The organism is Aliinostoc maniaoense (assembly GCF_058172895.1).
In genome coordinates this window covers 108081-133088 of the sequence record NZ_CP187952.1, presented here as the reverse complement: position 1 = coordinate 133088, position 25008 = coordinate 108081, and the positions used below count along the sequence as shown (strand labels likewise).

The following is a 25008-nucleotide window of genomic DNA, read 5'->3' as shown; positions in this document are numbered from 1 at the left end:
TTTTGCAATTACGAATTACGAATTAGAAATTACGAATTAACTTGCTAGTGCTTCTTGAATCGCTTTATTGTAAATAACGCGACCTGGAGTTGTGCGTACATACTGAGAAATTAAATTTCCCTGGGCATCTTCTCTAACGCGGCGGAACTTGTACAGTAGAGTCCGGCTACCATCTTCGTTCTTTGTAACCTCTAGAGGTTCTGTATCTGGTTGGTCAGATTCTACTTCACCATCAAACCGCACATAGATATAAGCGTGCAGGTCAATTTCCTCTTGTTGGAAGGCCATAATTACATCATCCAAGGACGCAAAGTATTTACCTGCTCCCTTAGTTGCATGGGGATTTTCCGCAGTCAGGTAATAAGCACCCAACACCATATCTTGGCTAGGGGTGATAATTGGTCTACCGGTAGCTGGTGACAAAATATTGTTAGAAGCTAACATCAACAACCGTGCCTCAGCCTGACTTTCCAAGGACAAAGGTACGTGTACCGCCATTTGGTCGCCGTCAAAGTCAGCGTTAAAGGCTGGACACACCAAAGGATGTAGTTGAATCGCTCTACCTTCCACTAAAATTGGCTCAAAAGCCTGAATACCCAAGCGGTGTAGTGTTGGCGCACGGTTGAGCATGACAGGGTGTCCTTCAATCACCTCTTCCAATACATCCCAAACACTGGGGTCGTTACGTGAGATCAGCTTTTTCGCCGCTTTGATGTTATTCACCATGCCACTGCGAATCAAGCGATTAATCACAAAGGGTTGAAATAGCTCAATGGCCATTTCCCTAGGCAAACCGCATTGGTGAATCTTTAGCTTTGGCCCGACCACAATTACAGAACGTCCAGAGTAGTCAACCCGTTTACCCAACAAGTTTTGCCGGAAACGACCTTGTTTACCCTCAATAATGTCAGACAAGGATTTCAGGGGTCGGTTATTTGCTCCGACTACGGTGCGTCCCCGACGACCATTATCAATTAACGCGTCTACTGCTTCTTGCAGCATCCGCTTTTCATTTCGCACAATGATTTCTGGTGCAAGGATTTCCTGGAGTCGTGCTAAACGATTATTCCGGTTAATCACCCGGCGATATAAATCATTCAAATCACTAGTAGCAAACCGTCCGCCGTCCAGTTGCACCATTGGGCGCAAATCTGGAGGAATAACGGGAATGACTGACATTACCATCCACTCTGGCTTTGAACCTGTAGCAATAAAGTTGTCAATCACCCGCAGGCGTTTAATCAGTTTTGCCCGCTTTTGTCCTTTGGCACTACCAATTTCTTCCCGGAGGTTTTCGGCTTCTTGCTCTAGATTAATGTCCGCTAGTAAGCGCAATAATGCTTCTGCACCAATGCCTACTTCTACACCTTGCAACTGCGAATCTTCACTATAAATTTGGTCTTCAATTTCTAACCACTGGTCTTCACTCAGTAGCTGTTTATAGGTTAAAGTTTCCGCATTGCCGGGACTTAAGACAACATAAGAGTTGAAATAGACAATTTGCTCTACATCCCGCAAAGGCATATCTAGCAGGATAGAGATATAACTAGGAATCCCTTTGAGATACCAAACGTGTGCTACTGGGGCAGCCAGTTTAATATATCCCATGCGATGGCGGCGGACTCGTGACTCGGTGACTTCTACACCACAACGCTCACAAACAATACCTCTGTGACGGACTCTCTTATACTTACCACAGTGACACTCCCAATCTTTTGCCGGGCCAAAAATGCGCTCACAAAATAAGCCGTCCATCTCTGGTTTGAGGGTGCGGTAGTTAATTGTCTCTGGTTTGGTGACTTCACCCACTACTTGGCCATTCGGTAATGTCCGTTCACCCCATTGACGAATCCTCTCTGGTGATGCCAAGCCGATTTTTACGTAGTCAAACTGATTGGTTTGGGCAGGTCTCATACTTAAGTGCTGAGTTTTGAGTTATGAGTGTATTTAGTTTTGGACTTTGGGGATTGGGCAAATAGGGCATTGGGCATTGGTATTTATTTCGATGCCCCATTCCCTATGCCCCATTCCCTAAGATTTATTCGTCGTCTTCCAATGATTCACGGGAGAGAGATTCATAGGTAGGTCTAGGTGGTGTTCTTCTGTTGGCTTGGTCTGCCATCAAATCGACTTCTACATCTAAGGAACTACCATCATTTTGAGTCTCTACTTTATGCACAGCGATATCTAATCCCAAAGATTGCAGTTCTCGCATCAATACCTTAAAGGATTCTGGTGTGCCTGGTCTGGGAATGGCTTTACCTTTAACGATCGCATTTAATGCTTCGTTACGCCCCTGCATATCGTCAGATTTCACTGTCAGCAATTCCTGCAAGGTGTAAGCTGCACCAAAGGCTTCCAATGCCCACACTTCCATTTCCCCAAATCGTTGACCACCTTGTTGGGCTTTACCGCCCAAGGGTTGCTGGGTTACTAGTGAGTAGGGGCCTGTAGAACGGGCGTGAATCTTGTCGTCTACTAGGTGTACTAGTTTCAACATATAAGCCACGCCTACTGTCACAGGACGGTCAAAGGGTTCACCAGTCCGGCCATCAAAGACCATAATCTTACCTGGGTCTTCTGGGTTATATAGCCAGTTTTTACCAGTTTCATCCCGTGCTTCTTGGAGTTTGCCATGCACGATTTTCCGGGATGATTCTTCCCCATACATTTCATCGAAGGGAGTAATCTTAAATCGCACACCTAAGTTATGACCAGCCCAACCCAATAGACACTCAAACACCTGGCCGACGTTCATCCGACTGGGTACACCCAAGGGATTGAGGACAATATCTACAGGTGAGCCATCGGCTAAATATGGCATATCTTCTATGGGCAGTATGCGCGAAATAATCCCTTTATTGCCGTGGCGACCTGCCATTTTATCTCCGACTTGGATTTTCCGCTTTTGAGCTACATACACCCGGACTACCATATTAGCCCCTGGTGGTAGTTCATCCCCTTGTTCACGGGTGAATAGTCGCACGTCCACTACCCGACCTTTTTCACCGTTGGGTACGCGTAGGGAGTTGTCGCGCACATCCCGCGCTTTTTCTCCGAAAATTGCCCGCAGTAATTTTTCTTCTGGGGGTTGGTCAGATTCACCTTTGGGAGTAACTTTACCTACGAGGATGTCTCCTGATTCTACCCAAGCCCCAATGCGAATAATCCCCTGTTCATCTAACTGTCGTAGGGCATCTTCCCCGACGTTGGGAATTTCTCTGGTGATTTCTTCTGGGCCTAGCTTGGTTTGACGGGCTTCAATTTCATATTTTTCAATGTGAATTGAAGTGTAAATATCATCTTGTACCAGTCGCTCGGAAATCAAAATCGCGTCTTCGTAGTTATAGCCTTCCCAGGGCATATAGGCGACGACGATGTTTTGTCCTAGTGCTAACTCACCACCTTCGGTAGATGAGCCGTCAGCTAATACTTGGCCTGCTACTACCCGTTCTCCAATCCGCACCAAGGGTTTTTGGTTGAGACAGGTATCTTGGTTAGAACGCTGATACTTAGAAAGGGTGTACTTGATTTCAGTGGCGTTAGGTTTGGGACGGACACGGATTTCCGTGGCATCTGCATAGGTGACATCGCCATCAGTCCGGGAAATAATCACCATCCCAGAGTCTCTTGCACCTTGGGCTTCTAAACCTGTCCCCACCAAGGGACGCTCTGGTTTGAGTAGAGGTACGGCTTGCCGTTGCATATTAGAACCCATGAGGGCGCGGTTAGCGTCGTCATGTTCCAGGAAGGGAATCATACTAGTAGCTACAGATACAATTTGTACCGGAGATACAGCTACGTAGTCCACTTGTTCCGGTGTGGTGGTAGAGAACTCTTGACGATAGCGGACTGGCACTTGTGGCCCGATAATGTAGCCATTTTCGTCTACGGGAATATCCCCTGGAGCTACCCGCAGGTCGTCTTCTTCGTCGGCTGTCATGTAGACTGGCTGCAAGTCAAATCTTACCCGTGCATTTTCCACCGGTCTAAAGGGGGTTTCTAAAAAGCCGTACTGGTTGACTCGTGCGTGGGTTGCCAATGAACCAATTAGACCAGCGTTGGGGCCTTCTGGTGTCTCGATGGGACAAATGCGCCCGTAGTGGGAGGGGTGAATATCTCGCACCGCAAACCCTGCCCTTTCTCTGGTTAAACCACCAGGGCCTAGGGCTGAGAGACGGCGTTTGTGGGTCAGTTCTGCTAGGGGATTGGTTTGATCCATGAACTGACTCAATTGGCTAGAGCCAAAGAACTCTTTGATGGCTGCTACCAATGGTTTGGGGTTGACTAAGGAGGCAGGTGTTAAAACTTCTGCGTCAGATACGGTCATCCGTTCCCGAATGATCCTTTCTAGGCGGTTTAACCCTACTCTTACTTGGTTTTGCAACAATTCACCGACACTTCGGACTCGGCGATTCCCCAAGTGGTCAATGTCGTCAATATTACCGATGTCATATTCCAAGTTAATCAGGTAATCGACGGCTGCCAAAATATCTTGGGGTGTGAGAACACGTAAGGTGTCAGGAACTGATAAGCGTAATTTTTTGTTGAGTTTGTATCTGCCTACTCTACCCAAGTCATAGCGTTTGGGATCAAAGAATCGGGAGTCTAGGAGTTGTTGTCCACCTAATACGGTTGGTGGTTCACCGGGACGGAGTTTGCGGTACAACTCCATGAGGGCTTCTTCTTCAGAAAATTGCCCTTCTTTTTCGATGGTTTTTTGGAAATATTCAGGATGGCGCAGGGCATCAAAGATTTCGTTATCAGATAACCCTAGGGCTTTTAAAAGTACCTGGGCTGAGAGTTTCCGGGTTTTATCGATGCGTACCCACACCAAATCATTACGGTCGGTTTCAAATTTTAGCCATGCACCCCTGTTAGGAATGAGTGAAGCTGAATAGGTACGTCGCCCGTTTTTATCGATTTCTGATTTGTAGTAAACTCCAGGCGATCGCACAATTTGATTGACAATGACTCGCTCTGCTCCGTTAATAATAAACGTGCCGCGATCTGTCATCAAAGGCAGATCCCCGATAAATACTTCCTGCTCTTTAATATCCCCTGTTTCTTTATTTAACAGGCGTGTAGGTACATACATCTGTACGGCATAGGTACTATCCCGCCGTTTCGCTTCTTCTACACTATACTTTGGTTCTTTGAGCTTGTAGTTCTGTCCTAAAAAGTGCAGTTCTAGTTTGCCCGTATAGTCTGTAATCGGACTAAAGGAGTTAAGTTCTTCAATCAGCCCTTCTTCTAAAAACCAGCGAAAGCTTGAACGCTGGATTTCAATCAAGTCGGGCAACAAAAAGGCGGGTTCAATATAATTTTCGCTAATCATGCCTCTACCTTTGTCAACCTGGTTAAATTTTTAGTAGGACAAAGCTTTGTCGCTGCTGTTGTCCTTAGCTGTTGGGAAACTTCTCCTTCCATGTCACCTGACTATTGAAAGGTGTGGGTAAACGCCGCAATTGAACCTGGAGAGGGCGATTTTGGCAAGGGGGTGATCACCCCTAAATTCCAGCAACCGCTACGAACATACAGCTATTTGAATGATTCTTCAACAGCCCTAGTCTGAGGTATGCCTGAATTTGATTTTTTTGCCTCACTTTTTCTCCTCCCAGCACGTTTACCAAATCTAGGCAGATATTATTGGCTCTGCACTAGAACATTTATACTCACTGTGAAGGTTTTAAATCGAGGAATTGAGCTAGATTTTGTAGGTTTTGGATCAAAATGGGGGAATTTTGTTGGATTATAATCACAAGACAATTTCTTTTAACAATTTTCTATAGGTTGAATGGATGGGCAGTCTATTCTCAATGTTGATTGCCAGGTTTTTTCATACATTGAGAGCATCCGATTGTAGAGATGTGAGGATGGTCAAGTTGATAACTTTACAAAATCAAGCTTAGAAGTTCTCCGTTCTTTCCTTTATTATTATGACCCACGCCAAACGTTTTGGAGGCATTAATATTAGCACATTTTTTCCTCCTAGCGTTTTATTTTTTTACTGCCCGCTACAAGTTGAATCAGCAAAGTTTATATTGCTATACCAAACAATTTACAGGCATTTGCGGTAGTTTGAGTGGAAATAGTCTCTAATGTTTCTTGTCGTAGTTGAGCGACTTGCTCTGCTACATAGCGGACATAAGCAGGCTCGTTACGTTTTTCACCTCGCTTTGGTACGGGAGCTAAAAAAGGACAGTCGGTTTCTACCAGCAGGCGATCGCTATTTACCATTGCGGCTGAGGCTTGGATGGCTTTGGCGTTTTTAAATGTCACCGTACCACTAAAGCTAATATAAAAGCCCAAGTCAAGAAACCATTGGGTTTCTTCTGGTGTCCCTCCCCAGCAGTGCATCACCCCCCGGAGTTGATTGTTGGTGCGCTCCTGCCATTTCGATAATGTGTCTCGCAGAGCTAGTGCTGCATCTCGACAGTGAATAATTACAGGTAAATTTAGTTCAGATGCGATCGCTAATTGGGCTTCAAACACTATTTGCTGTTGCTCATAGTTATCGGCTTTGTAGAAATCCAGTCCCATTTCACCAATTGCTACTATCTTTGAGTCTGACTTGGCTAAAGATAATATTTCCTGTGCTGTCTGACTTTGCCATTTTTCGGCATCTAGGGGATGCAATCCTACAGCAAAGCTGACTTCAGGAAACTGGTGGGCTATGGCTTGAATACTGGAAAACTCTGCTGGCTCGACACAAGAATGTACTAGATGTACTACTCCTGCGGCTTGCCACCGCGATCGCACTGTTGCTAAATCAGGTTGAAAATTCTCAAAGTTGAGATGAACGTGAGTATCAATCAGCTGCATGGTGGTTAGTCATTTAGTTATTACTGATTAGTCATTAGTTAAGGAACTAACAACTAATGGATAATAACTGCTTATGCTGTTTGAGTAACTGGCTTGAGCTTGCTTGCCAATCTGGATTTTTTTCTCGCTCCGTTGTTTGGATGGAGAACCCCACGTTTCACGGCTTTGTCGATTTTGCTGTAAGCTTCCGACAACCGTGTTTCTACCTGTTCTTTGAGTTCTGGTGTAGGGTTAGCGGCATAGACTTTTACCGCTTCCAGGTATTTTTTCATCAGCGTTCTAACAGCTGATTTGTAGTTTTTATTACGCAGCCGATTGCGTTCTGCGATTTGGGCGCGCTTAAGAGCAGACTTTGTATTCGCCACAGTCGATTCCAAAAAGACTATTAATTATGTACACACACTACTAGACTTACTAATATAGCATCTATATTGCCAATGTTAGGGGTTCTGAAAAAAAATTAGTTATTAGGGAAGAGGGTTGGGGGAACAGAATCTTGAATTTTGTAGGCTTTGCCTTATCTCCGAGACGCTACGCGAACCCGTAGGGTATTTTGAATTGATCAGACCTTGAGAGTATCAAAAAAATCCAGGTTAAGCTAGAGAAGAGAATCAGCATCAACTCTTGACTTTTGTAGGGTCAGGGTCAATCTAATTCTCAGGCAGGAATATTCTACAATTTTGGCATTGTCCTTACTCCATGCTGCGAATCATTACTCAGCAGTCAGATGTAAAAGCAGAATTGCAACGGATCTGCGATCGCACCGATGATGAACAAGTTATTCATAAAGAGGCGACGGTGCGGGAAGTGTTGCAAGCAGTGAAACGCCAAGGCGATAAAGCTGTGCTACATTATACTGCCGAATTTGACAATCAAATTCTCAAACCAGAAGAACTGCTGGTGAAAGGTTCGGAATTGGATGCGGCTTACCAACAGGTGTCACCAGAACTGTTGGCAGCAATTAAGCTCTCTTGTCGCCAAATTGAAGCATTCCATCGTCAGCGAGTCCCCAAAAGCTGGGTAAACTTTGGAGATGATGACGTAGTTTTAGGTAAACGTTACACCCCTGTAGATCAGGCAGGATTATACGTTCCTGGGGGACGTGCAGCTTATCCGAGTTCGGTACTAATGAATGCGATTCCGGCGAAGATAGCAGGTGTACAACGTGTAGTAATGGTGACACCTCCAGGCACAGAAAAAACTATTAACCCAGCAGTGCTAGTAGCAGCGCAAGAAGCCGGAGTAAAAGAAATTTATCGAGTGGGAGGAGCGCAAGCGATCGCCGCTTTAGCTTATGGTACAGAAACCATCCCCAAGGTAGATGTAATTACTGGGCCTGGTAATGTCTATGTCACCTTAGCCAAAAAGCTAGTCTACGGTACAGTGGGGATTGATTGTTTAGCAGGGCCTAGCGAAGTGTTGATCATTGCTGATCGCACAGCCAATCCCATTCATGTGGCGACTGATATGCTAGCACAAGCTGAACATGACCCAATGGCGGCAGCGATTTTGTTAACTACAGATCCAGGTTTAGCTAAAAATGTACAGGTAGCAGTAGAAAGACAACTAGTAGATCATCCCAGGCGGATAGACACCGAAAAAGCGATCGCTCATTATGGTTTAATTATCCTGGTGGAGTCTTTACAAGCAGCTGCCGAACTCTCTAATGAATTTGCCCCAGAACATTTAGCCTTGCAAATTAAAGATCCCTGGGCATTGCTTCCCCTAATTCGTCATGCTGGCGCGATATTTTTAGGCGACTCTACCCCAGAAGCAGTAGGAGATTATTTAGCTGGCCCTAATCATATCTTGCCTACTTCCGGTGCGGCTCGTTATGCCTCAGCTTTAGGAGTCGAAACTTTTCTTAAGCACTCTAACATTATTCAATATTCCCAAACGGCTCTACACAAAGTTGCTGGGATGATTGATACCCTAGCAACATCTGAAGGTTTACCCTCTCATGCTGATTCTGTGCGCCGTCGTCTGCAAAAAGATGAACCTCAAGAATGATTAATTTTTTCCTATAGTTTGAGTAAAACCTACTCAGTAGCTACAAACTGAAAGTCTAAGTACTTGTATCAGGGGTCTACATCTGAGGAGATAACGGTTGTGCTAAAAAATATTTTGGTGGCTCTCGATGGTTCGGAAATTGCCACACGAGTCATTCAGACTTTAGATGATTTGGTTTTATCACCAGAGGCTAGGGTAATCTTGTGTCATGTTTTTTCTACAGCAGAGTCAGAAATAAACTTACCAGCTGATCGTCCTCAACCCCAATCTTTGAGATTTTCCGCTTTTGAGATTGAACAGCAATTACAATTTTTTCAAGAACAGTTATCAGTTAAAAGTCAAATTGAAATAGTAGCTGGTAATCCAGCTGAAGAAATCATTCGTCTGGCTAATATTTACAAAGCAGATTTAATTATGATTGGCAGTCGTGGTTTAACAGGTATGACACGAATTGTCTTGGGTTCTGTGAGTAGTCAAGTAGTGGAAGAGTCTGCTTGTTCAGTGTTGGTAGTCAAGCCTAGTTAGAATGGGGTTTAGGGGAGATAAGGGAGGCAAGGGAGATAAGGGAGACATATTACCCCAATGCCCAATGCCCCATGCCCAAATTACATTAACAGTTGAGCAAGTATTTTCTGCGGGTGATGAGCAGTAGTTAAACCTTGCTGGGAGATTCAGCAAGAAACTGACGTAAACTCAATAAGCTGATTGTTTGTCCTAAATTGAGGGGTAGTAGTGATATACCTTCAATCCGAGACTGTACCCAACCGTCTCCCCAATACCATTCATGAAATCCATCAATACCGCCACTGAGTAACAAACGTAAGCAGTTGGATTTGGCAACATCTACAGTATGATGAATGGCGATCGCACCAGTCCAAGTAGTAAACTCTACTCCTGTAGTCAATTCATCTGGTATTCCTGGTGCAAATCTTTGCCCTATCAGCCATTTTGACAGTTGCTCAGTCCGTAACAGACTATCACGGATGGCACTAACTGATGCTTCTATTTCGATTCGCAGTTGGCTGTGTTGAAAATTCCCTAGCATTTTTAGCAGCTCGATCAGAGAAGTGTCTACACTCATCCTAAATCATAGGTGCAGAAGTCAGGGAGGTGGAACAAGTCAGGCGTTTATTCTTAATTGAATATGGATACTTCTAAACATAGGGCTAGGCGCGAGTAAGAAATCTAGTTAAGAACAAATCTTATACTTTGCTCTTAAGCTTGACTTGTCAGCATTTTAGCCGCCAATGAGATGCAACATAATTGCTCTGTCGGAGTTCAAAATTTTTAAACGCGTATACTCTTATTTAATGGGCGCAGTTTACCCAACAATGGGACGAGAAATTATTCGATAAGCTATTTTTAAAGATGTATGTGTAGAGAAATCAGTCTAGCTGAACAAAATAAAGATATCGTTCTTCAGTTCTATAAAGCATTTGATAATCGGAATATTAGTGAGGCGTTGGCACTTCTATCCCCCAATTTTGTTGCTCACATGGCTGGCATATCTACTCCTCTTGACACTGAAGGTTTTAAACAGTTCGGTATGGCTTTCTACTTAGCCTTTACGAACGGTCAACATACATTTGACCAAGTGCTTATTGAAGGGGATAAAGTTGTTACTTGCGGAACATTTACAGCTACACATCTTGGAGAGTTCCAAGGTCTTCCTCCAACTTTTAAGCAAATTAAGTTATCAATCATGCACATTGATCGCATCGAAAACGGCTTAATTGTAGAACATTGGGGGCAAGGCGATGTCTTTGGATTAATGCAACAGTTAGGCATTATTTTTTTACCAGGGCCTACGCTTTTTCCACATATCATTAAAAGTCTCTTATCCAGGCTGTTTAAGAAGCTAACATAAATTAATCACTTAGGCGTAAAACTGCTATTCTTTCATATCACTACCAGCGAAATCGTCTTAACCCGAACTGACGTTAATACTAAGCATAGCCAAGCAGTTAGGCAGAAGTCATAACCCACCGAAAGCTTTGGGGAATTGCCTTACTCTCACTGCTAACAAACCCTACCTATTTGTTTAAAAATTAAATATTATTCCTATATATTTGAAAACATGAATATTAAAATTCTATTCATTTAAGCTAAAGTATATACTGGCTTTACGCAGGGGAAAAATAAATAAACTTTTGATAAAAATCAATCAAAACTATTGTTATTGCTAAGAAAATTGTAGTTTATTAGTAACAGCACAGTAATTTTTTTGCTCTTCCCGTGGTTTTATTGAATTTTATTGTAGATACATACTATGTTAAATTCGCCAATAGTTTTATATTCCATTGTCACTATGATTGCTCTTGGTGCTGGAATCATGGGACTATCTATCATTAAAGCCAATAAAATTCTCAAATTATTCCGAAAACAACCAGAAAAATTGAGTTGGCGAATCATGTTTTTGCTAATGATATTTTTCTTATTTGGTTATTCTTTATGTATATATTTGATAATTGCAAAAATAATAGATTGGATACCATTGCTCACTGGTATGGTTTTCTTTTTCGGCGCATTATTTGTATTATTTACAGTTAGTATCTATTATCAAACACTGCAAAGATTATTAATAATTCAGGAACAATACCGCATAGCCAAAGAAAATGCAGAATTTGCACTATTTAAATTAAAAGAAAACCAACAACACCAAATGCAACTGATCCAACGCGAAACTATGTTAGCCGTGGGAACAATGGTGGCTGGAGTTGCTCACGAAATTAATAACCCTGTGAGTTTCATTCACGGCAATTTACAATATCTTCAGCAGTATACCGATGAATTACTGAATATTATAGCAACTTATGCTGAGGTATATCCCAATCCAAATTGCAAAATCGCTCATGCTCTGGCTCATAGCGATCTAAAGTTTATTCAGGCTGACTTACCCAATCTGTTGCATTCGATGCAGGTTGGTACAAATCGGATTATGGAGATTGTAGAATCTCTCTCAAACTTCTCTCGATTGAATGAAGCAGATTATAAAAAAGCTGACATCCATCAAGGCATTGATAGTACAATTGTAATTTTGCAGAGTCGGCTGAAATCTTGCGGTAATAATAGCCAATCTATTTCAGTAATTAAAGAATATGGAGAAATTCCCCAAATTTTTTGCAATCCCCGGTTTTTAAATCAAGTATTCCTCAATTTACTGAATAATGCCATTGATGCTTTGATACAAAAAGACAATGCTTTTAATCAAGATACATTAGAAAAACCTACTATTTTGATTCGCACATTTACTGCTGAGGATAATTACATCACTATCTCAATTGCTGATAATGGTTGTGGCATGAGTGAAGAGACTCGCCAAAATATTTTCCAACCTTTTTTTACTACTAAGCCAGTTGGTCAAGGAACAGGTTTAGGTTTGTCGATTAGTCATCAAATTATTGTTGAGCAACATGGTGGCTCAATTAAATGTAGCTCTACTGTCAATCAAGGTACAAAAATTGAGATTAGGCTACCCATTAGACAAACAATACTTACGTAAATTTTGTATAAGTTAAGTTTTGTTATACTAAATATTACTGGAAACCCGATGCTGAAGAGCAAGGGCGTTTGTTAAGAAATTATTATTGGTAAGGTTTTCATGGCGGATCAATTAATTCGTGCCACAGCAGCCGATGGTGGTATTCGTGCAGTAGGTGCGATTACCACACGTTTGACAGAAGAGGCACGGCAACGCCACCAGCTTTCTTATGTAGCAACGGCGGCTCTGGGGCGGACGATGGCGGCTGGTTTGTTGATGGCTTCTAGTATGAAACGTCCAGGATCTAGGGTAAACGTCCGGGTTAAGGGTGATGGCCCTTTGGGCGGTATCTTGGTGGATGCTGGCCTAGATGGCACAGTGCGGGGTTATGTGGGTAATCCCTCTGTGGAATTGCCTCCCAATGCTAGAGGAAAGCTAGATGTTGGCGGTGCTGTGGGTAATGGCTATCTTTATGTAGTCAGAGATATCGGTTACGGCTACCCTTACTCTAGTACAGTAGAACTGGTTTCTGGGGAAATTGGCGATGATGTGGCTCATTACCTCGTTAATTCCGAGCAAACACCATCAGCATTGGTTTTAGGGGTGTTTGTTGGTGCAGGTGGGGTGACAGCATCTGGGGGATTATTGGTGCAGGTGTTGCCTAAAGCTTCCAGAGATGAAAAATTAGTGGCAAAATTGGAATCGCGGGTAGCAGCTTTATCAGGTTTCACGCCACTTTTACAAGCAGGTAAGACTTTACCAGAAATCTTTAACGATCTACTAGGCGACATGGGCTTAACAATTTTTCCTGAAAGCCAAATCTTACGCTTCCATTGTGGATGCTCTTTTGACCGAGTGTTAGGAGCATTAAAAATGTTGGGAGAAGCAGAGTTGCAAGATATGATTGTAAAAGATGATGGTGCAGAAGCAACTTGTGACTTTTGTGGCAGCGTTTATCAAGCTAGTAGTGATCATCTAGCTCAACTAATTGTAGATTTGCAAACTGAATCTTCTGTTTCAGGATAAGGTATACAAGGACGCGGAATTTGATAATTATTAATGCTATCTGTGGGGATTGATTATGTAACAAGTAGCTTTTTAAATATGAGAAAGTTACTCTGGCGAAAATCGAATTATCATTCTAAAACAGATAGCTATTCAACTATTTTGGTGTGAGAGATGACAGAGCGGGATATCCCAGAAAGTTGGCATCCAACCAGAGGAATAAATCCAGATGATAGGGAAAGATTGCCTCAGAATTACAAGGTAGGTGATCACCATCCATCTGGTATCCCAGCTACTGGTGCTTATGATTCAGTTAAGCAGCCTATAGATCATCCTAAACAGGAATCACCTGTTAAAGATCAATTGCAGGGAAATCGGAAAGTTAAAAAAGGTCATATTAAACTGCCACGGTGGATGAAAAGCTGGGTGGCGTGGTCTTTATTGTTAACGCTGATTCCTGGTGGCGTGGCATTTATGGCAACGTCAATGCTACTGAAGTTACCATCTGCTCCCAATTGCCCAGCAATTTTTTGGCCTTTGGCTAGTGCTTCGGTGCGCTTACATTGCGCCCAATTAGCAGCATCTAAACAGACAGTTAACGACTTACTGCAAGCAATATCCTTAGTTAAAGAACTACCTCAAGATCATCCACTGCGGGGAGAAATTGATCGTTTTATAGAACAATGGTCACGGGATATTTTAGACCTAGCCGATGGGAGTTTTCAAGCCGGGAAGATAGAAGAAGCGATCGCCACAGCTCGTAAGATACCCCAAGACCTACCAACGTATAAAGTAGTAGATGAAAGAATTTCCCAGTGGGAAACAATTTGGAGCAAAGCGGCAGAAATATACAAAAACGCGGAAGAAGAACTACGTCAACAGCGTTGGCAATCGGCGTTTATGGTGGCTTCAAAGCTGTTGCGGGTAGATAATAAGTATTGGTCAAGCGTTAAATACGACGAATTAAATGGCATTATTACGTCAGCTAAAGAAGATGTTGATAAAATAGCCGAAGCGGAAAGATTAGCAAAGACTAAGGTAGTTGATAATCTCTTAGAAGCAATTAAATTAGCTGAGTCTATTGGCAAAAATAGCTACTTATACCAAAAAGCTCAAGAACTTATACCAGCCTATGGGCGCAATATGCTACAGTTAGCCCAGTCAAAAATGGATCAACGGGATGCAGATACAGCCCTAGATATTGCCAGACAAATTCCTGAAGTCACAGGATTACAAATAGAGGTTGAAGACTTCATTGCCTTGGCTGATGCCAAAAGAAGTGCATGGATAGGAAATGTCGCTGGTTTAGAAACAGCAATTATCCAGGCACAGCAAATAGATCCATCACGACCAATCTATGATGAAGCCCAACAACTCATCACCCGATGGCAGTTAGAAATAGAAGATGTCTCCCGTCTAGAAAAGGCGCGGATGTTGGCAAATCAAGGTACAATCAGCGATTTAACAGCAGCCATTGCCGAAGCCCAATTAATACCAACCAGCAATCCCCGTGGTTCGGAAGCTAGGCAAGATATTAATCGTTGGCAAGCGCAAGTAGAAACTATTGAAGATAGACCATATTTAGAAAGAGCGGAACAAATAGCCTTTCTTGGGGATGTTAATTCTTTGCAAGCTGCGATCGCCGAAGCAAGTCAAATTCGTCAAGGACGGGCATTATACCCAGAAGCACGGCGTAAAATTAGAAACTGGGTAGGAAGAATCCAGCGCATCCAAGACCAACCATTACTAGATCAGGCGCGAGACTTAGCGCAAACTGGGGATTTGACGGCAGCGATTAACGCAGCTAGACCCCTAGCCAATTCCGGGCGATCGCTCTCCGGCGAAGCACAAAACGCTATAGCAGATTGGCAAAATCAAATCCGGGCTAGAGAAAATTGGACACAAGCCAAGGCTATAGCCCAAACTGGTACACCAGAAGCTTTATTAGAAGCCATTCGCATAGCTGATAAAGTTTCCAGCAACAGCATTTTGCGGATGGATGCCAATATAGCTATTGACCAATGGAGTCAGCAAATATTGGATATTGCCCGTACTCAAGGCAGTTCTGATATTGCTAAAGGTATAGAAACTGCTCGGTTAGTGCCAAGGGGCAGTGGAGCATATAATGCAGCACAAGAGCAAATTAAAACTTGGCAACAATTTCTCAATCCGCAACCTGAACAATTGATACCTTCGATTATTAATAGTCAGTAATTAGGGGTGTAGGGGTGTAGGGGAGATTTTAACCCAATCCCCAGTTCCCAATCCCCAATCCCCAGTCCCCAATGCCCTATGCCCTAACACGCAGTATTTGTTCAATCATGCGGTTAGCTTGGGAAGCATAACCACCACCAAATAAATTGAAGTGATTCAAAATATGGTAGAGATTATACAGAGTTTTGCGCGTTTCATAACCTGCATCTAAAGGCCAAACTGCGTTATAACCTTGGTAAAAAGCGGCGGGAAAGCCTCCGAAAAGTTCTGTCATCGCAATATCAACTCCGCGATCGCCAAAATAAGTGGCAGGATCAAATATCACTGGTTCGCCTGTGACAGTACACCCAGCGTTACCACCCCACAAATCACCATGTACTAGGGAAGGTTGGACTTGATGGTCTGCTAATAAATCAGGGATAGCTGCTAGTAAATCATCTTGTTTAGGAAAATTACCGCCCCGTCTTCTGGCTAATTGGAACTGATAACCGAGACGATGTTTAGCATAAAAATCTACCCAATTATCCGTCCAAGTGTTGATTTGGGGTGTAGAACCGATAGTGTTATTCATCTCCCAACCGAAACCTTTTTGGCTGGTGGCTTTGTGCATTCCTGCTAACTTGCGCCCCATTTCCGCCCAGGAGTTGTTGTTACCGCCTCCCATTTCTAACCATTCTAGAACGATGTAACCAGAGTTCCCGGCTATTCCCCAACAGATTGGTTTTGGAACGCGAATTGTGTCAGTGTCGTACATCTGCTGTAATCCCAGCATCTCCGCCTCAAACATAGCGACTTGAGACGCTTGGTTGAGCTTGACAAAGTACGTTATCTTACCATCAGAGACAGAGTAACCTTGGTTAATACAACCACCACTAACTGATCGCCTCTGTTGACTGTGAAAATTTTCACCAGTGACTCGGCTAATCTGGGCATCGATTTCAGTCCACATTTTAAAAAATTCAAAATTCAAAATACCCTACGGGAAGCAAGCTACAAAATTCAAAATTAAAGAATTGCTGAGTGATAAGAGATAGAGATTTGAGATTAGTATATATTTTCTCACTCTTTACTCAGCACTTTTATCCCTTCAATCAAGCTGGTTTAAGTACCACTACACCATAAGCTTCTGGACACAGGTATTGATTTGCTGCTAAGAGTAAATCTTGGGCGGCTTGGGCTTGGATGTGGGCTGGGTAGTTGAATGCTGGTTCTAAATCGCCGATGAGGGAGTGATAAAAACCATATAAGCCTGTGCGATCGCTTGGTGTTTCGTTACCAAAAATAAATCGATTGGCGACGCGCTTTTGAACACGGGCGATTTCTTTTTCGGTGACTAATTCTGTTTGTAACCTGCGGATGTGTTGGGCGATCGCGGTTTCTACTTCTGCTAAATTTTCTACTGCACACTTAGCAGAAATATAAAACGTCCCCTGTAAGCGATGACTCATATTGCTCACACCAATAGAGGAGACTAATCCCCGTTCTTCCCGCAAATCCTGAACTAATCTTGAGGTTCTTCCGTGTCCCAAAATCCCTGCTAAAACATCCAAAGCATAAGTTTGCTCTAGCTGATTCATCCCTGGAACTCGCCAAACCATAACTAGCCTCGCTTGCTGGAGGCTTTCATCAATAAATTCCCGGCGGACAATTTCAGTAAATGCAGGTTCGAGGTTGGGAAACTGTTGACTATTGACTGTTGACTGTTGACTCTTGTGTGAGGTGAATCCTTCAGCGATAATTTCGATTAATTCTTCTTCTGGTAAATTACCCACAGCTACAGCCGTCATCGAGCGGGGTTGATACCAAGTTTGATGAAAATCTCGCATCTGCTGGGCTGTTAGTTGGGAAATCACTGATTCCGGCCCCAATACTGGACGACGGTAGGGTAACTCTGCAAATGCTGTTTCCATTGCCCGGCGAAAGGTGCGGCGACGGGGGTTATCTTCCGAACGTCGGATTTCTTCTAAGACTACGAATCGTTCCCGTTCAAAGGCTGCATCGGGAATACTGGCATTTAATACTACATCCATTTGCAAAGGAGCTAGTTCAGCAAAATCCTTGGGGGCGGTGGTGATGTAGTAATGGGTGTAATCTTGGCTAGTGGCGGCGTTGGTGACAGCACCACGTTCTTCTATTTTTCGTTCAAACTCACCGCTAGCAATTCGCTCTGTTCCCTTAAAAATCATATGCTCTAAAAAGTGAGCCATGCCGTTAATTTCATCAGATTCTACTGCTGAACCAATGTTGATCCACAAGTTGAGGTTCACCGCTTCCACCGGCATTTGTTCAACAATGATAGTTAAGCCATTGGGCAATTGATGGATTTTTGGGGCGTTAAGACGCGGAAATTTTAACAGGGTTGAGGTCATGGGTAGTGGTGAGTGAAGATAGCTCTTACTTCTATATCTTAATTTGCCAGCAGAACCCCAGTGAAGTTTTAAGGGGACTTACAGTTTAAAGTTGGTCAAAAATGAAACTTACTTGAGTTAAGCGAAAATATTGAGCATTATGTAGAAAACAGATCAAGTGTTTCAAGTAAATAGGTACTGGACAGCCGTTCAGTACCTATTTAATAGGTACAGTACCTATTTCTTGCACCAACGTGCATCGGGGCCTCGACCCAAACATTCCAATCGCCCCACATTACGCTCCTGGCGTAATATGCGGCGAATGAGGTCTATTCCCACTGTGGGACATCGTTCTTGTAAATCCTTGATCGAAAAATCTCCGGGTATATTGCTAATCGCATCTAGCACCATAGCTGTTTTAGCTCCCTTGGCTGAACTGACTAACCCGACTCGCTGCTCAAACTCCCGGTACGGTGAGAGCATGATTACACCCAGAAAATACTCCCACCACGGCAACAAGCTATGCTGTCGTTGATGCCAGTTCTGTGATGATTGATAAAGTGTATCGTAGTAACTTTCTTTTGTACTTTCTACAATCCGTTCCAAACTAATAAACCGACCAACTTCGTAACCAGCTTTATACAGTAACAGTAGTGTTAACAGTCGTGCCATCCGTCCATTGCCATCAGTAAAAGGATGGATGCACAGAAAATCTAAAATATATGTGGGGATAAGCAATAACGGTTCGATTTCTTCTGACTCAAACGGACGATTGAACTTTTCGTGCAAACGTTGCATTGCGTCTGGAGTTCCATAGGCTGGAACTGGCTGGAATCTGACAATTTTTCTGCCATCTGGGTAAGTTTCGCTAATTTCATTATCTACTGACTTCCAGCGTCCACCCTCAGCCGCCGTAAATTGATAAAGGTCACGATGCAGCTGTAAGACAACTCCAGGGGTGAAAGGGATATGAGTATAGCTGGTGTGAATGGTTGTGAGTACATCTCGATAGCCAGCAATTTCTTGTTCGGAGCGATCGCGCGGTGTGGTTTTTTCTGCTACCAGTTTTTTGATGCGTTCTAAGGGTGCTGTGATACCTTCTATACGGTTAGAAGATTCGGTACTTTGAATAACCGCAGCTTGACGTAATGTTTCCAATACTTGAGGTGACTGTTCTTTGAATAAATCTTGTTTGCCTTTATACTCACCAATCAGGCGAATGGTACGCAGTAGATTTTGAGTAATCGGTTGACTTTCAATAAAGCCCGGTTCAAACGACTGCATCGGCAGTTCCTATCAAATTCACTTACTATCCAGAATAGTATGGGAAGTTCTTGATCTTAATTTGCCAGCATCAATTTAAAAAAGAAGACTGTAAAACCCAACATCAGCAACAGATGGGGAATGTTTTGGAATAGCGATCGCCTAGTAATCCGCAATAATGGATAAGGACTAAACACCATCGCTGAAAGTAGAGTCACACCTTGCAAGAATTGCGCTACATCTAAATTCCAGGTGAGTGTCGGTAAGCCTGCACCACTGTAACCTACTGTCCTGGCTAACACTGGGATAATTTGCCCCGCTTCAGTGAGCGCAGCAGGGATGTAATGAGTGAGATTGGCTGCTAGGGTTAAGGGGAGATAGGCATAGATGACGGTGAGATAGTCCGGTTGCTCTGCATCGAGGAGACGAGCGATCGCATGAGTAAAATAAGTCAATACAGCAGGAATACTCAAGAGTACAAGAGCAACAGGAATACTGATCGGCAAATGATCAGCATCCACAGGAACAGCAGCCCATCCCAACCATTCTAGAATGGTCTGAGAATGGTGCATGAACACACCACCTAATAACAACAGTAACAAGGCGACTTCTGCCCAAAATCCTTGATGATTGTCCAATAAATCCGAAGCCGGAAATCGTAAATTCAGTTGTGCGGAGCGATTGGGGCAACCTTTCAGGCAAGTCATGCACAGCATACAATCGCGGTTGTCCTGTAATTGCGCTGGATGTGAATAGAGTGGACATCCCCCCGTGGCTTGTCCTTCGTTTTCTAAGGCTTCGGCAAAGGTGATAGGGGTTTTTTCTGTACCTTTATAACAGCCAAAGGTGTTGCACTGACTGCCGCACACTTGTTGAGTTGAGCGCAACTCAATCATTGATAGTTTGGCGAACATCCCGTTCATCCCACCGATGGGGCAAAGATACCGACACCATAATCGACGTTCGTAAATCAGGCTGAAAATCACTGCTCCGGCTGCAATTGTCAACAACAACCATGCAGACAGGTAAGCATGGTGGGGTAAGTCCCAGAGTTTTTCCCATAGGTAAATTGCTACAAAGCCACTGAACACAATCCAACCTCCCCAACGGTTCAACCATTGGGTATTCCAGGTGAGTTGTTGGCGGGGAAATAGCCATAGAGAAATTCGCCGTATCCATTCTCCGGTGATCATAAATGGACAAACGGCACACCAAAGACGACCAACAAAGGCAAATAGGAACAGATAACCAGGCCACCACCAAGCCCAAAATAAATTCAGGGTGACGCTGCTATCTCGTTCTTGAGAGCCGATAAAACCCAGGATAATCACAGGTACAAAAACTACCATCATTAATATCCAGATGCCGTCAGGATACCAACGACTTAGCAACACTTGCCGCAACCAGGGTACATGAGTTAATAAGTCAAGCCGAAAAGCGTTTTTGGTTGATTGCACCGACCATAATACTTGTTCTGGGATGACTGAATGTCCCTGTGGTGTCATAGTCACGGCTCGGTGCAAAATCTCTGCTAGTTCCGCCAAGTTTCCGGGGTAGTCGTAGCTAATCAAGCGGCGCAGATCAGATTGATCTAGTTTTAACAAGGGGCGATTCTGTTCCCGGCAAAACTGATTCAAGAAGTGGCGGGCGAAATCTGGAATGTCGGCTTTGCGTTGGGGTAGGTTAAAAAGTTTGATGGTGATGCCATCAATATCAGGTAATTCTAGTTTGTTGGGTGATGCTAAGATGAGGCGCACCCAAGATTGAACAGGTTGGGGAGGTGTAGTAGCGAGATTAATTTTGCCGACAATACCGTGATTGGGTAGAATTAATCCGGTTTTGAGGTAGTGAATTAAGCGAGTGCGATCGCCTTCACTCAATACCTGCACATTATCTAACAGCAGTGTACCTCGCTCCAAAAGTTCTAAAATCCCTGGTTGTTGCCCTACTCTACCAAACAAGGCATCTGTATTTAGCCGACCATCTTCTGCACGCGGTAAATTTGCACAGTCCATTTCCGCGAAGGGTTGAGATGCTAGTTCTGAGTGAGCATGAATTAATCCTGACACGAATGTTTTACCTGTGCCTACCTGTGCTTGTAAGATTACAGGCTTGAGATTTGCGGTTGCTTGATTAATCTGTTGTGTCAGCTTTTGTGCTGCTTTACTACTGCCGATAATATCTGTCTGACTGGGTACTGGCTGGATGTAAGATTGTAACGATTGAATCCGCACCTGTGACCAAGCAATCCGAATGGCATACTCATGCAAATCTTGAGAAAGCTGGGAATGAATCACCTGTTGAATTGCAGGGTGTTCAACAATGAGATGCTGAAATGCTGCTTTCGGTAGAAATAAAACTTCGCTTTGCGTGAGAGCGATCGCACTTGTTTGATAATGTCCCTCTACTGCATTCGCAATTAAAGTATAACCAAACAAATCCCCTGCATGGCGATAGCGAATCAGCAATTGACCAATCAAAGATTCTCGAAAAATCTCCACCTTGCCCGACTTTAACAAGTAAAGACCTGTGGGGGTTTGTCCCTCTTGGTAGATGAGGGTTTGGGGTGCGACGCGAAAGTAATGAAACGAATTGGCGATCGCTTGTAGTGCTTCTGGTGGCAATTGTCCCCAAATCTGATGCACACTCAGCCAACTCCCACAATCTGCCACATCATGAATGATATCTGTGATTAATGGCAGTGGTTGCTCCAGAATTGCCCCCGCCGGTTGAGTGGGAATGGTGGCTGTGGAATTATTTGCCAAACTCAGGTTTGGCTGAATCGAGGGATGAAGATATTTGTCTAGGTACACTGTGATACCTCAAATCTTAAAGTATTAATTTAAACTAAAAAGCCAAGTATTTATTCTGTCTGAGGATAGCAGAAGTTTTTTTGATCAGGATGTAAGATATCAGGGCTCAATCAGGTATTCATCATTTTAAACCAATGTCATCTCTGCTTTACTCACAATTGAGTGGCTGTTCATAGGATTTAAAAATTTACCAACAAAAATAAATAAATGCAGAGACTAAATTAAAAAGTGTAAAATTATGAGTAGGAATATTAATTTTTATAAAGCTAATCTTAATGTCTGATATTGTTGTTAACCAAAATAAACCTCGTGTAATCGTCATCGGTGCAGGAATTGGCGGACTGACGGCTGGTGCATTGTTAGCCCATCGTGGTTACAGCGTGTTAATTCTCGACCAAGCCATTGTTCCAGGTGGATGTGCTTCGACATTTAAACGCCAAGGATTTACCTTTGATGTGGGTGCAACCCAAGTTGCAGGCTTAGAACCAGGGGGTATTCATCATCGGATATTTGCGGAACTAGAAATAGATTTACCAGAGGCTACCCCTTGTGATCCTGCTTGTGCAGTCTTTTTACCTGGGGAAAGCACACCGATTAATGTTTGGCGCGATCCTGAGAAATGGCGGGAAGAACGACAAAGACAGTTTCCTGGTAGCGAACCATTTTGGCAACTGATGGCGACTTTATTTAACGCTAGTTGGGAGTTCCAGGGACGTGATCCTGTGCTACCACCCCGTAATTTATGGGATTTAGGGCAGTTAATTCAAGCAGTGCGTCCGAGTACCTTTATTACTGCACCTTTTACTTTGTTCACTGTAGGTGATGCTTTAAGGTTATTTGGGTTGGGAAATGACCGCCGACTGCGAACATTTTTAGATTTACAACTCAAGTTATATTCTCAAGTCAACGCGGAAGAAACAGCTTTACTATACGCTGCTACAGCCTTGAGTGTGTCCCAACTACCCCAAGGATTATTTCACCTCCAAGGTAGTATGCAAGTATTGAGCGATCGCCTAGTCTCAGCCTTAGAAAGAGACGGTGGTAAATTATTAATGCGCCACACCGTCGAACAAATCAAAGTTGAAAAAAGCAAAGCTACGGCTGTGGTGATTAGAAATCAAAAAACAGGCGAAGTCTGGACGGAAGCAGCAGATCATGTAGTTGCTAATGTCACTGTACAGAACTTAGTGCAACTATTAGGAGAAAAAGCCCCCATTGGCTATAAACAACGTGTGGAAAAGCTACCCCCAGCATCCGGCGCGTTTGTAGTGTATTTGGGTGTAGATGCTAGTGCGATTCCTTACGATTGTCCACCGCACTTACAGTTTATGTATGATGCAGATGGAGTCATTGGGGAGAATAATTCTTTATTTGTCTCTGTGAGTCATGGGGGTGATGGACGCGCACCGAAAGGGAAAGCCACAATTATCGCTTCATCGTTTGTAGACCCTCAACAGTGGTGGCGTACTGAAGATTACCAAGGATTAAAACAGCAGTATACCCAAGATGCGATCGCTAAACTAGCCCAATACTTTTATCTCAAACCGGAAACCATAGTTTATCAAGAAGCCGCCACACCCCGAACTTTTGCTTACTATACTGGGCGCGATCGCGGTATAGTTGGCGGTATCGGTCAAAGAATCCCCACCTTTGGTCCCTTTGGCTTTGCCAACCGTACACCCATTCAGGATTTATGGTTAGTTGGTGACTCCACCCATCCAGGGGAAGGTACAGCCGGGGTAAGTTATTCCGCCTTGACAGTAGTTAGACAAATTCAGGCACAATACTAATGCTACACCCAATATCTAAAGATATATTTAACCTTGATTGATACGGTGCTTAGATTACAATTGGCTTGTCGTCAGACAATGCCTTTCAGGACTTAGCACCAAACACTAAAAAGTAAAAAGATAATGTTTATCAATCAATTAGGAGATGAAAACCATTTTCTTTTTCTTTACTTTTGCCTTAATTGGTGACATTCCAGATAGCAAAAGATAGCGCATAACCATCTATGTATATTGTCTAAAAACCCACGCTACGCTGGATAGATGAATTACGAAACAGCTCGCAAACTCCTAGTAGGCCAAACAATCGCAACTGAGGAAAACCCGGATGCCCTGTTGATGCGAATGAAACAGGGTAAACCACCCGTGCCTGGTCAAATTACCTCAATTTTGTTAGCTTTAAAAGTTGTGTTTGAAGCCTTGAAAGAATCTCCCAGTCTAGACAGAGAATTGACTTTTGCTCTTTATCAATTAAGTGTGAAAACGCAACAGTTATTTATTGCTGGACGCAGGGTGGGTATAGATTGGCCACCATTACTCAAGGAAGATTTAGTGAGAATTGCTTTAGCTGTGGAAAGTATTTTTTCTGGTGTTTGGCAAACTCCTCCAACTGGGAGTTTTTAGAGATTAAAAAGTTGGAATAACTTCAAGATTTGAAAGTATTTTTCCACGTTCTATGTCTAAGTAGCACTAGCATCAATCAATACAGACAAAGCATTTCTGGCATATTGCGCTCCAATCGGATTTCCCTCAATTGTTGCCATTAAACTAGCTCCACCAATTAAAAGCAAATACTGGTGTGAAAATGATTCAGGGTCACGCACACCAGCTTGGGATGCTAACTGTATGATGTAAGTGCGGATAGATTCTCTTAACTGTACTGAGACTTGATGAGCTGGGTGAGCAGCATCAGCGATTTCTAAAACTGCATTGATAAATGGACAACCCCGAAAGTTAGGTTCAGCGTACCAACCCTGGAGAACATCAAAGGTTGCCAATAACCTATCTTTCGGAGTGTTTCCTTGATCTGCAACTGCATCTTCAAACCAACTTAACCATTGAATAGCGCGAAATTTCATTACTTCTTCAATCAGTTGATCTTTTGAAGAAAACCATCGGTAAAGAGTTCGTTTTGCCACACCAGATGCGGCAATGACTTCATTTATTCCTACGTGTTGGATTCCTTTGTGATAGAACAGTTCAGAAGCAGTTTCTAAAATTTGTTGGCGTGTCGTACTCGATTCTGTAGTCATAAATTTATG

General features: G+C 43.3%; 19 protein-coding genes. 9 read left to right on the top strand and 10 right to left on the bottom strand.

Features of this window, described 5'->3' with window-relative positions:
• Window positions 1–36: 36 nt before the first annotated feature.
• The 4 genes from ACPZ3T_RS00575 to rpsT form a co-directional block, all read right to left on the bottom strand.
• A complete protein-coding gene (locus ACPZ3T_RS00575) occupies window positions 37–1914 on the bottom strand; it encodes a DNA-directed RNA polymerase subunit gamma (RefSeq protein WP_490273054.1) in 1878 nt (625 codons plus the stop codon).
• A 124-nt stretch (window positions 1915–2038) separates the two neighbouring features.
• Window positions 2039–5338 (bottom strand): DNA-directed RNA polymerase subunit beta, encoded by a 3300-nt coding sequence (rpoB, locus tag ACPZ3T_RS00570; RefSeq protein ID WP_490273053.1) that lies wholly within the window; start codon window positions 5336–5338, stop codon window positions 2039–2041.
• A gap of 701 nt (window positions 5339–6039) precedes the next feature.
• A complete protein-coding gene (locus ACPZ3T_RS00565) occupies window positions 6040–6825 on the bottom strand; it encodes a TatD family hydrolase (RefSeq protein ID WP_490273052.1) in 786 nt (261 codons plus the stop codon).
• A gap of 71 nt (window positions 6826–6896) precedes the next feature.
• Window positions 6897–7190 carry a 30S ribosomal protein S20 gene (gene rpsT / locus ACPZ3T_RS00560; RefSeq protein ID WP_490273051.1) on the bottom strand — a complete coding sequence of 98 codons (294 nt, stop codon included), beginning with the start codon at window positions 7188–7190 and terminating at the stop codon, window positions 6897–6899.
• A 334-nt stretch (window positions 7191–7524) separates the two neighbouring features.
• Here rpsT and hisD point away from each other — a divergent pair, with 334 nt between their 5' ends.
• The 3 genes from hisD (at window position 7525) to ACPZ3T_RS00545 (ending at window position 9487) form a co-directional block, all read left to right on the top strand.
• Window positions 7525–8835 (top strand): histidinol dehydrogenase, encoded by a 1311-nt coding sequence (hisD, locus tag ACPZ3T_RS00555; RefSeq protein ID WP_490273050.1) that lies wholly within the window; start codon window positions 7525–7527, stop codon window positions 8833–8835.
• Window positions 8836–8934: 99 nt separating this feature from the next.
• Window positions 8935–9360, top strand: coding sequence for a universal stress protein (locus ACPZ3T_RS00550; RefSeq protein ID WP_490273049.1), 426 nt, complete (start codon window positions 8935–8937; stop codon window positions 9358–9360).
• A gap of 1 nt (window position 9361) precedes the next feature.
• Window positions 9362–9487, top strand: a complete 126-nt coding sequence (locus tag ACPZ3T_RS00545) for a hypothetical protein (RefSeq protein ID WP_490273048.1) — start codon at window positions 9362–9364, stop codon at window positions 9485–9487.
• Here ACPZ3T_RS00545 and ACPZ3T_RS00540 read toward each other — a convergent pair whose 3' ends face one another.
• Window positions 9488–9880, bottom strand: coding sequence for a hypothetical protein (locus ACPZ3T_RS00540; RefSeq protein WP_490273047.1), 393 nt, complete (start codon window positions 9878–9880; stop codon window positions 9488–9490).
• Between the two features lie 327 nt (window positions 9881–10207).
• Here ACPZ3T_RS00540 and ACPZ3T_RS00535 point away from each other — a divergent pair, with 327 nt between their 5' ends.
• From ACPZ3T_RS00535 to ACPZ3T_RS00520, 4 genes are all read left to right on the top strand, one after another.
• Window positions 10208–10702: an ester cyclase gene (locus ACPZ3T_RS00535; RefSeq protein ID WP_490273046.1), complete on the top strand. Its 495-nt coding sequence runs from the start codon at window positions 10208–10210 to the stop codon at window positions 10700–10702.
• Between the two features lie 402 nt (window positions 10703–11104).
• Window positions 11105–12337: a sensor histidine kinase gene (locus ACPZ3T_RS00530; RefSeq protein ID WP_490273045.1), complete on the top strand. Its 1233-nt coding sequence runs from the start codon at window positions 11105–11107 to the stop codon at window positions 12335–12337.
• 99 nt (window positions 12338–12436) lie between these two features.
• Window positions 12437–13342: an Hsp33 family molecular chaperone HslO gene (gene hslO, locus ACPZ3T_RS00525; RefSeq protein WP_490273044.1), complete on the top strand. Its 906-nt coding sequence runs from the start codon at window positions 12437–12439 to the stop codon at window positions 13340–13342.
• Window positions 13343–13495: 153 nt separating this feature from the next.
• The gene (locus ACPZ3T_RS00520; protein ID WP_490273043.1) at window positions 13496–15535 is read left to right on the top strand and encodes a chromosome segregation ATPase; all 2040 of its coding nucleotides are present in this window, start codon (window positions 13496–13498) and stop codon (window positions 15533–15535) included.
• Window positions 15536–15611: 76 nt separating this feature from the next.
• On the opposite strand, the gene ACPZ3T_RS00515 is transcribed toward ACPZ3T_RS00520, so the two are convergent.
• The 4 genes from ACPZ3T_RS00515 to ACPZ3T_RS00500 form a co-directional block, all read right to left on the bottom strand.
• Complete coding sequence (locus ACPZ3T_RS00515) at window positions 15612–16484, bottom strand: fructosamine kinase family protein (protein WP_490273042.1); 873 nt, start codon at window positions 16482–16484, stop codon at window positions 15612–15614.
• Window positions 16485–16626: 142 nt separating this feature from the next.
• Complete coding sequence (locus ACPZ3T_RS00510; protein WP_490273041.1) at window positions 16627–17904, bottom strand: M16 family metallopeptidase; 1278 nt, start codon at window positions 17902–17904, stop codon at window positions 16627–16629.
• A 216-nt stretch (window positions 17905–18120) separates the two neighbouring features.
• Window positions 18121–19167 (bottom strand): Fic family protein, encoded by a 1047-nt coding sequence (locus tag ACPZ3T_RS00505; protein WP_490273040.1) that lies wholly within the window; start codon window positions 19165–19167, stop codon window positions 18121–18123.
• A gap of 56 nt (window positions 19168–19223) precedes the next feature.
• Window positions 19224–21959 carry a cyclic nucleotide-binding domain-containing protein gene (locus ACPZ3T_RS00500; protein WP_490273039.1) on the bottom strand — a complete coding sequence of 912 codons (2736 nt, stop codon included), beginning with the start codon at window positions 21957–21959 and terminating at the stop codon, window positions 19224–19226.
• 275 nt (window positions 21960–22234) lie between these two features.
• Between ACPZ3T_RS00500 and crtD the strand changes: the two genes are divergently transcribed.
• Window positions 22235–23749: a C-3',4' desaturase CrtD gene (gene crtD / locus ACPZ3T_RS00495; RefSeq protein WP_490273038.1), complete on the top strand. Its 1515-nt coding sequence runs from the start codon at window positions 22235–22237 to the stop codon at window positions 23747–23749.
• A 261-nt stretch (window positions 23750–24010) separates the two neighbouring features.
• Window positions 24011–24370: a Dethiobiotin synthetase gene (locus tag ACPZ3T_RS00490; protein ID WP_490273037.1), complete on the top strand. Its 360-nt coding sequence runs from the start codon at window positions 24011–24013 to the stop codon at window positions 24368–24370.
• 56 nt (window positions 24371–24426) lie between these two features.
• Here ACPZ3T_RS00490 and ACPZ3T_RS00485 read toward each other — a convergent pair whose 3' ends face one another.
• Window positions 24427–24999, bottom strand: coding sequence for a TetR/AcrR family transcriptional regulator (locus tag ACPZ3T_RS00485; RefSeq protein ID WP_490273036.1), 573 nt, complete (start codon window positions 24997–24999; stop codon window positions 24427–24429).
• Between the last annotated feature and the right edge of the window lie 9 nt (window positions 25000–25008).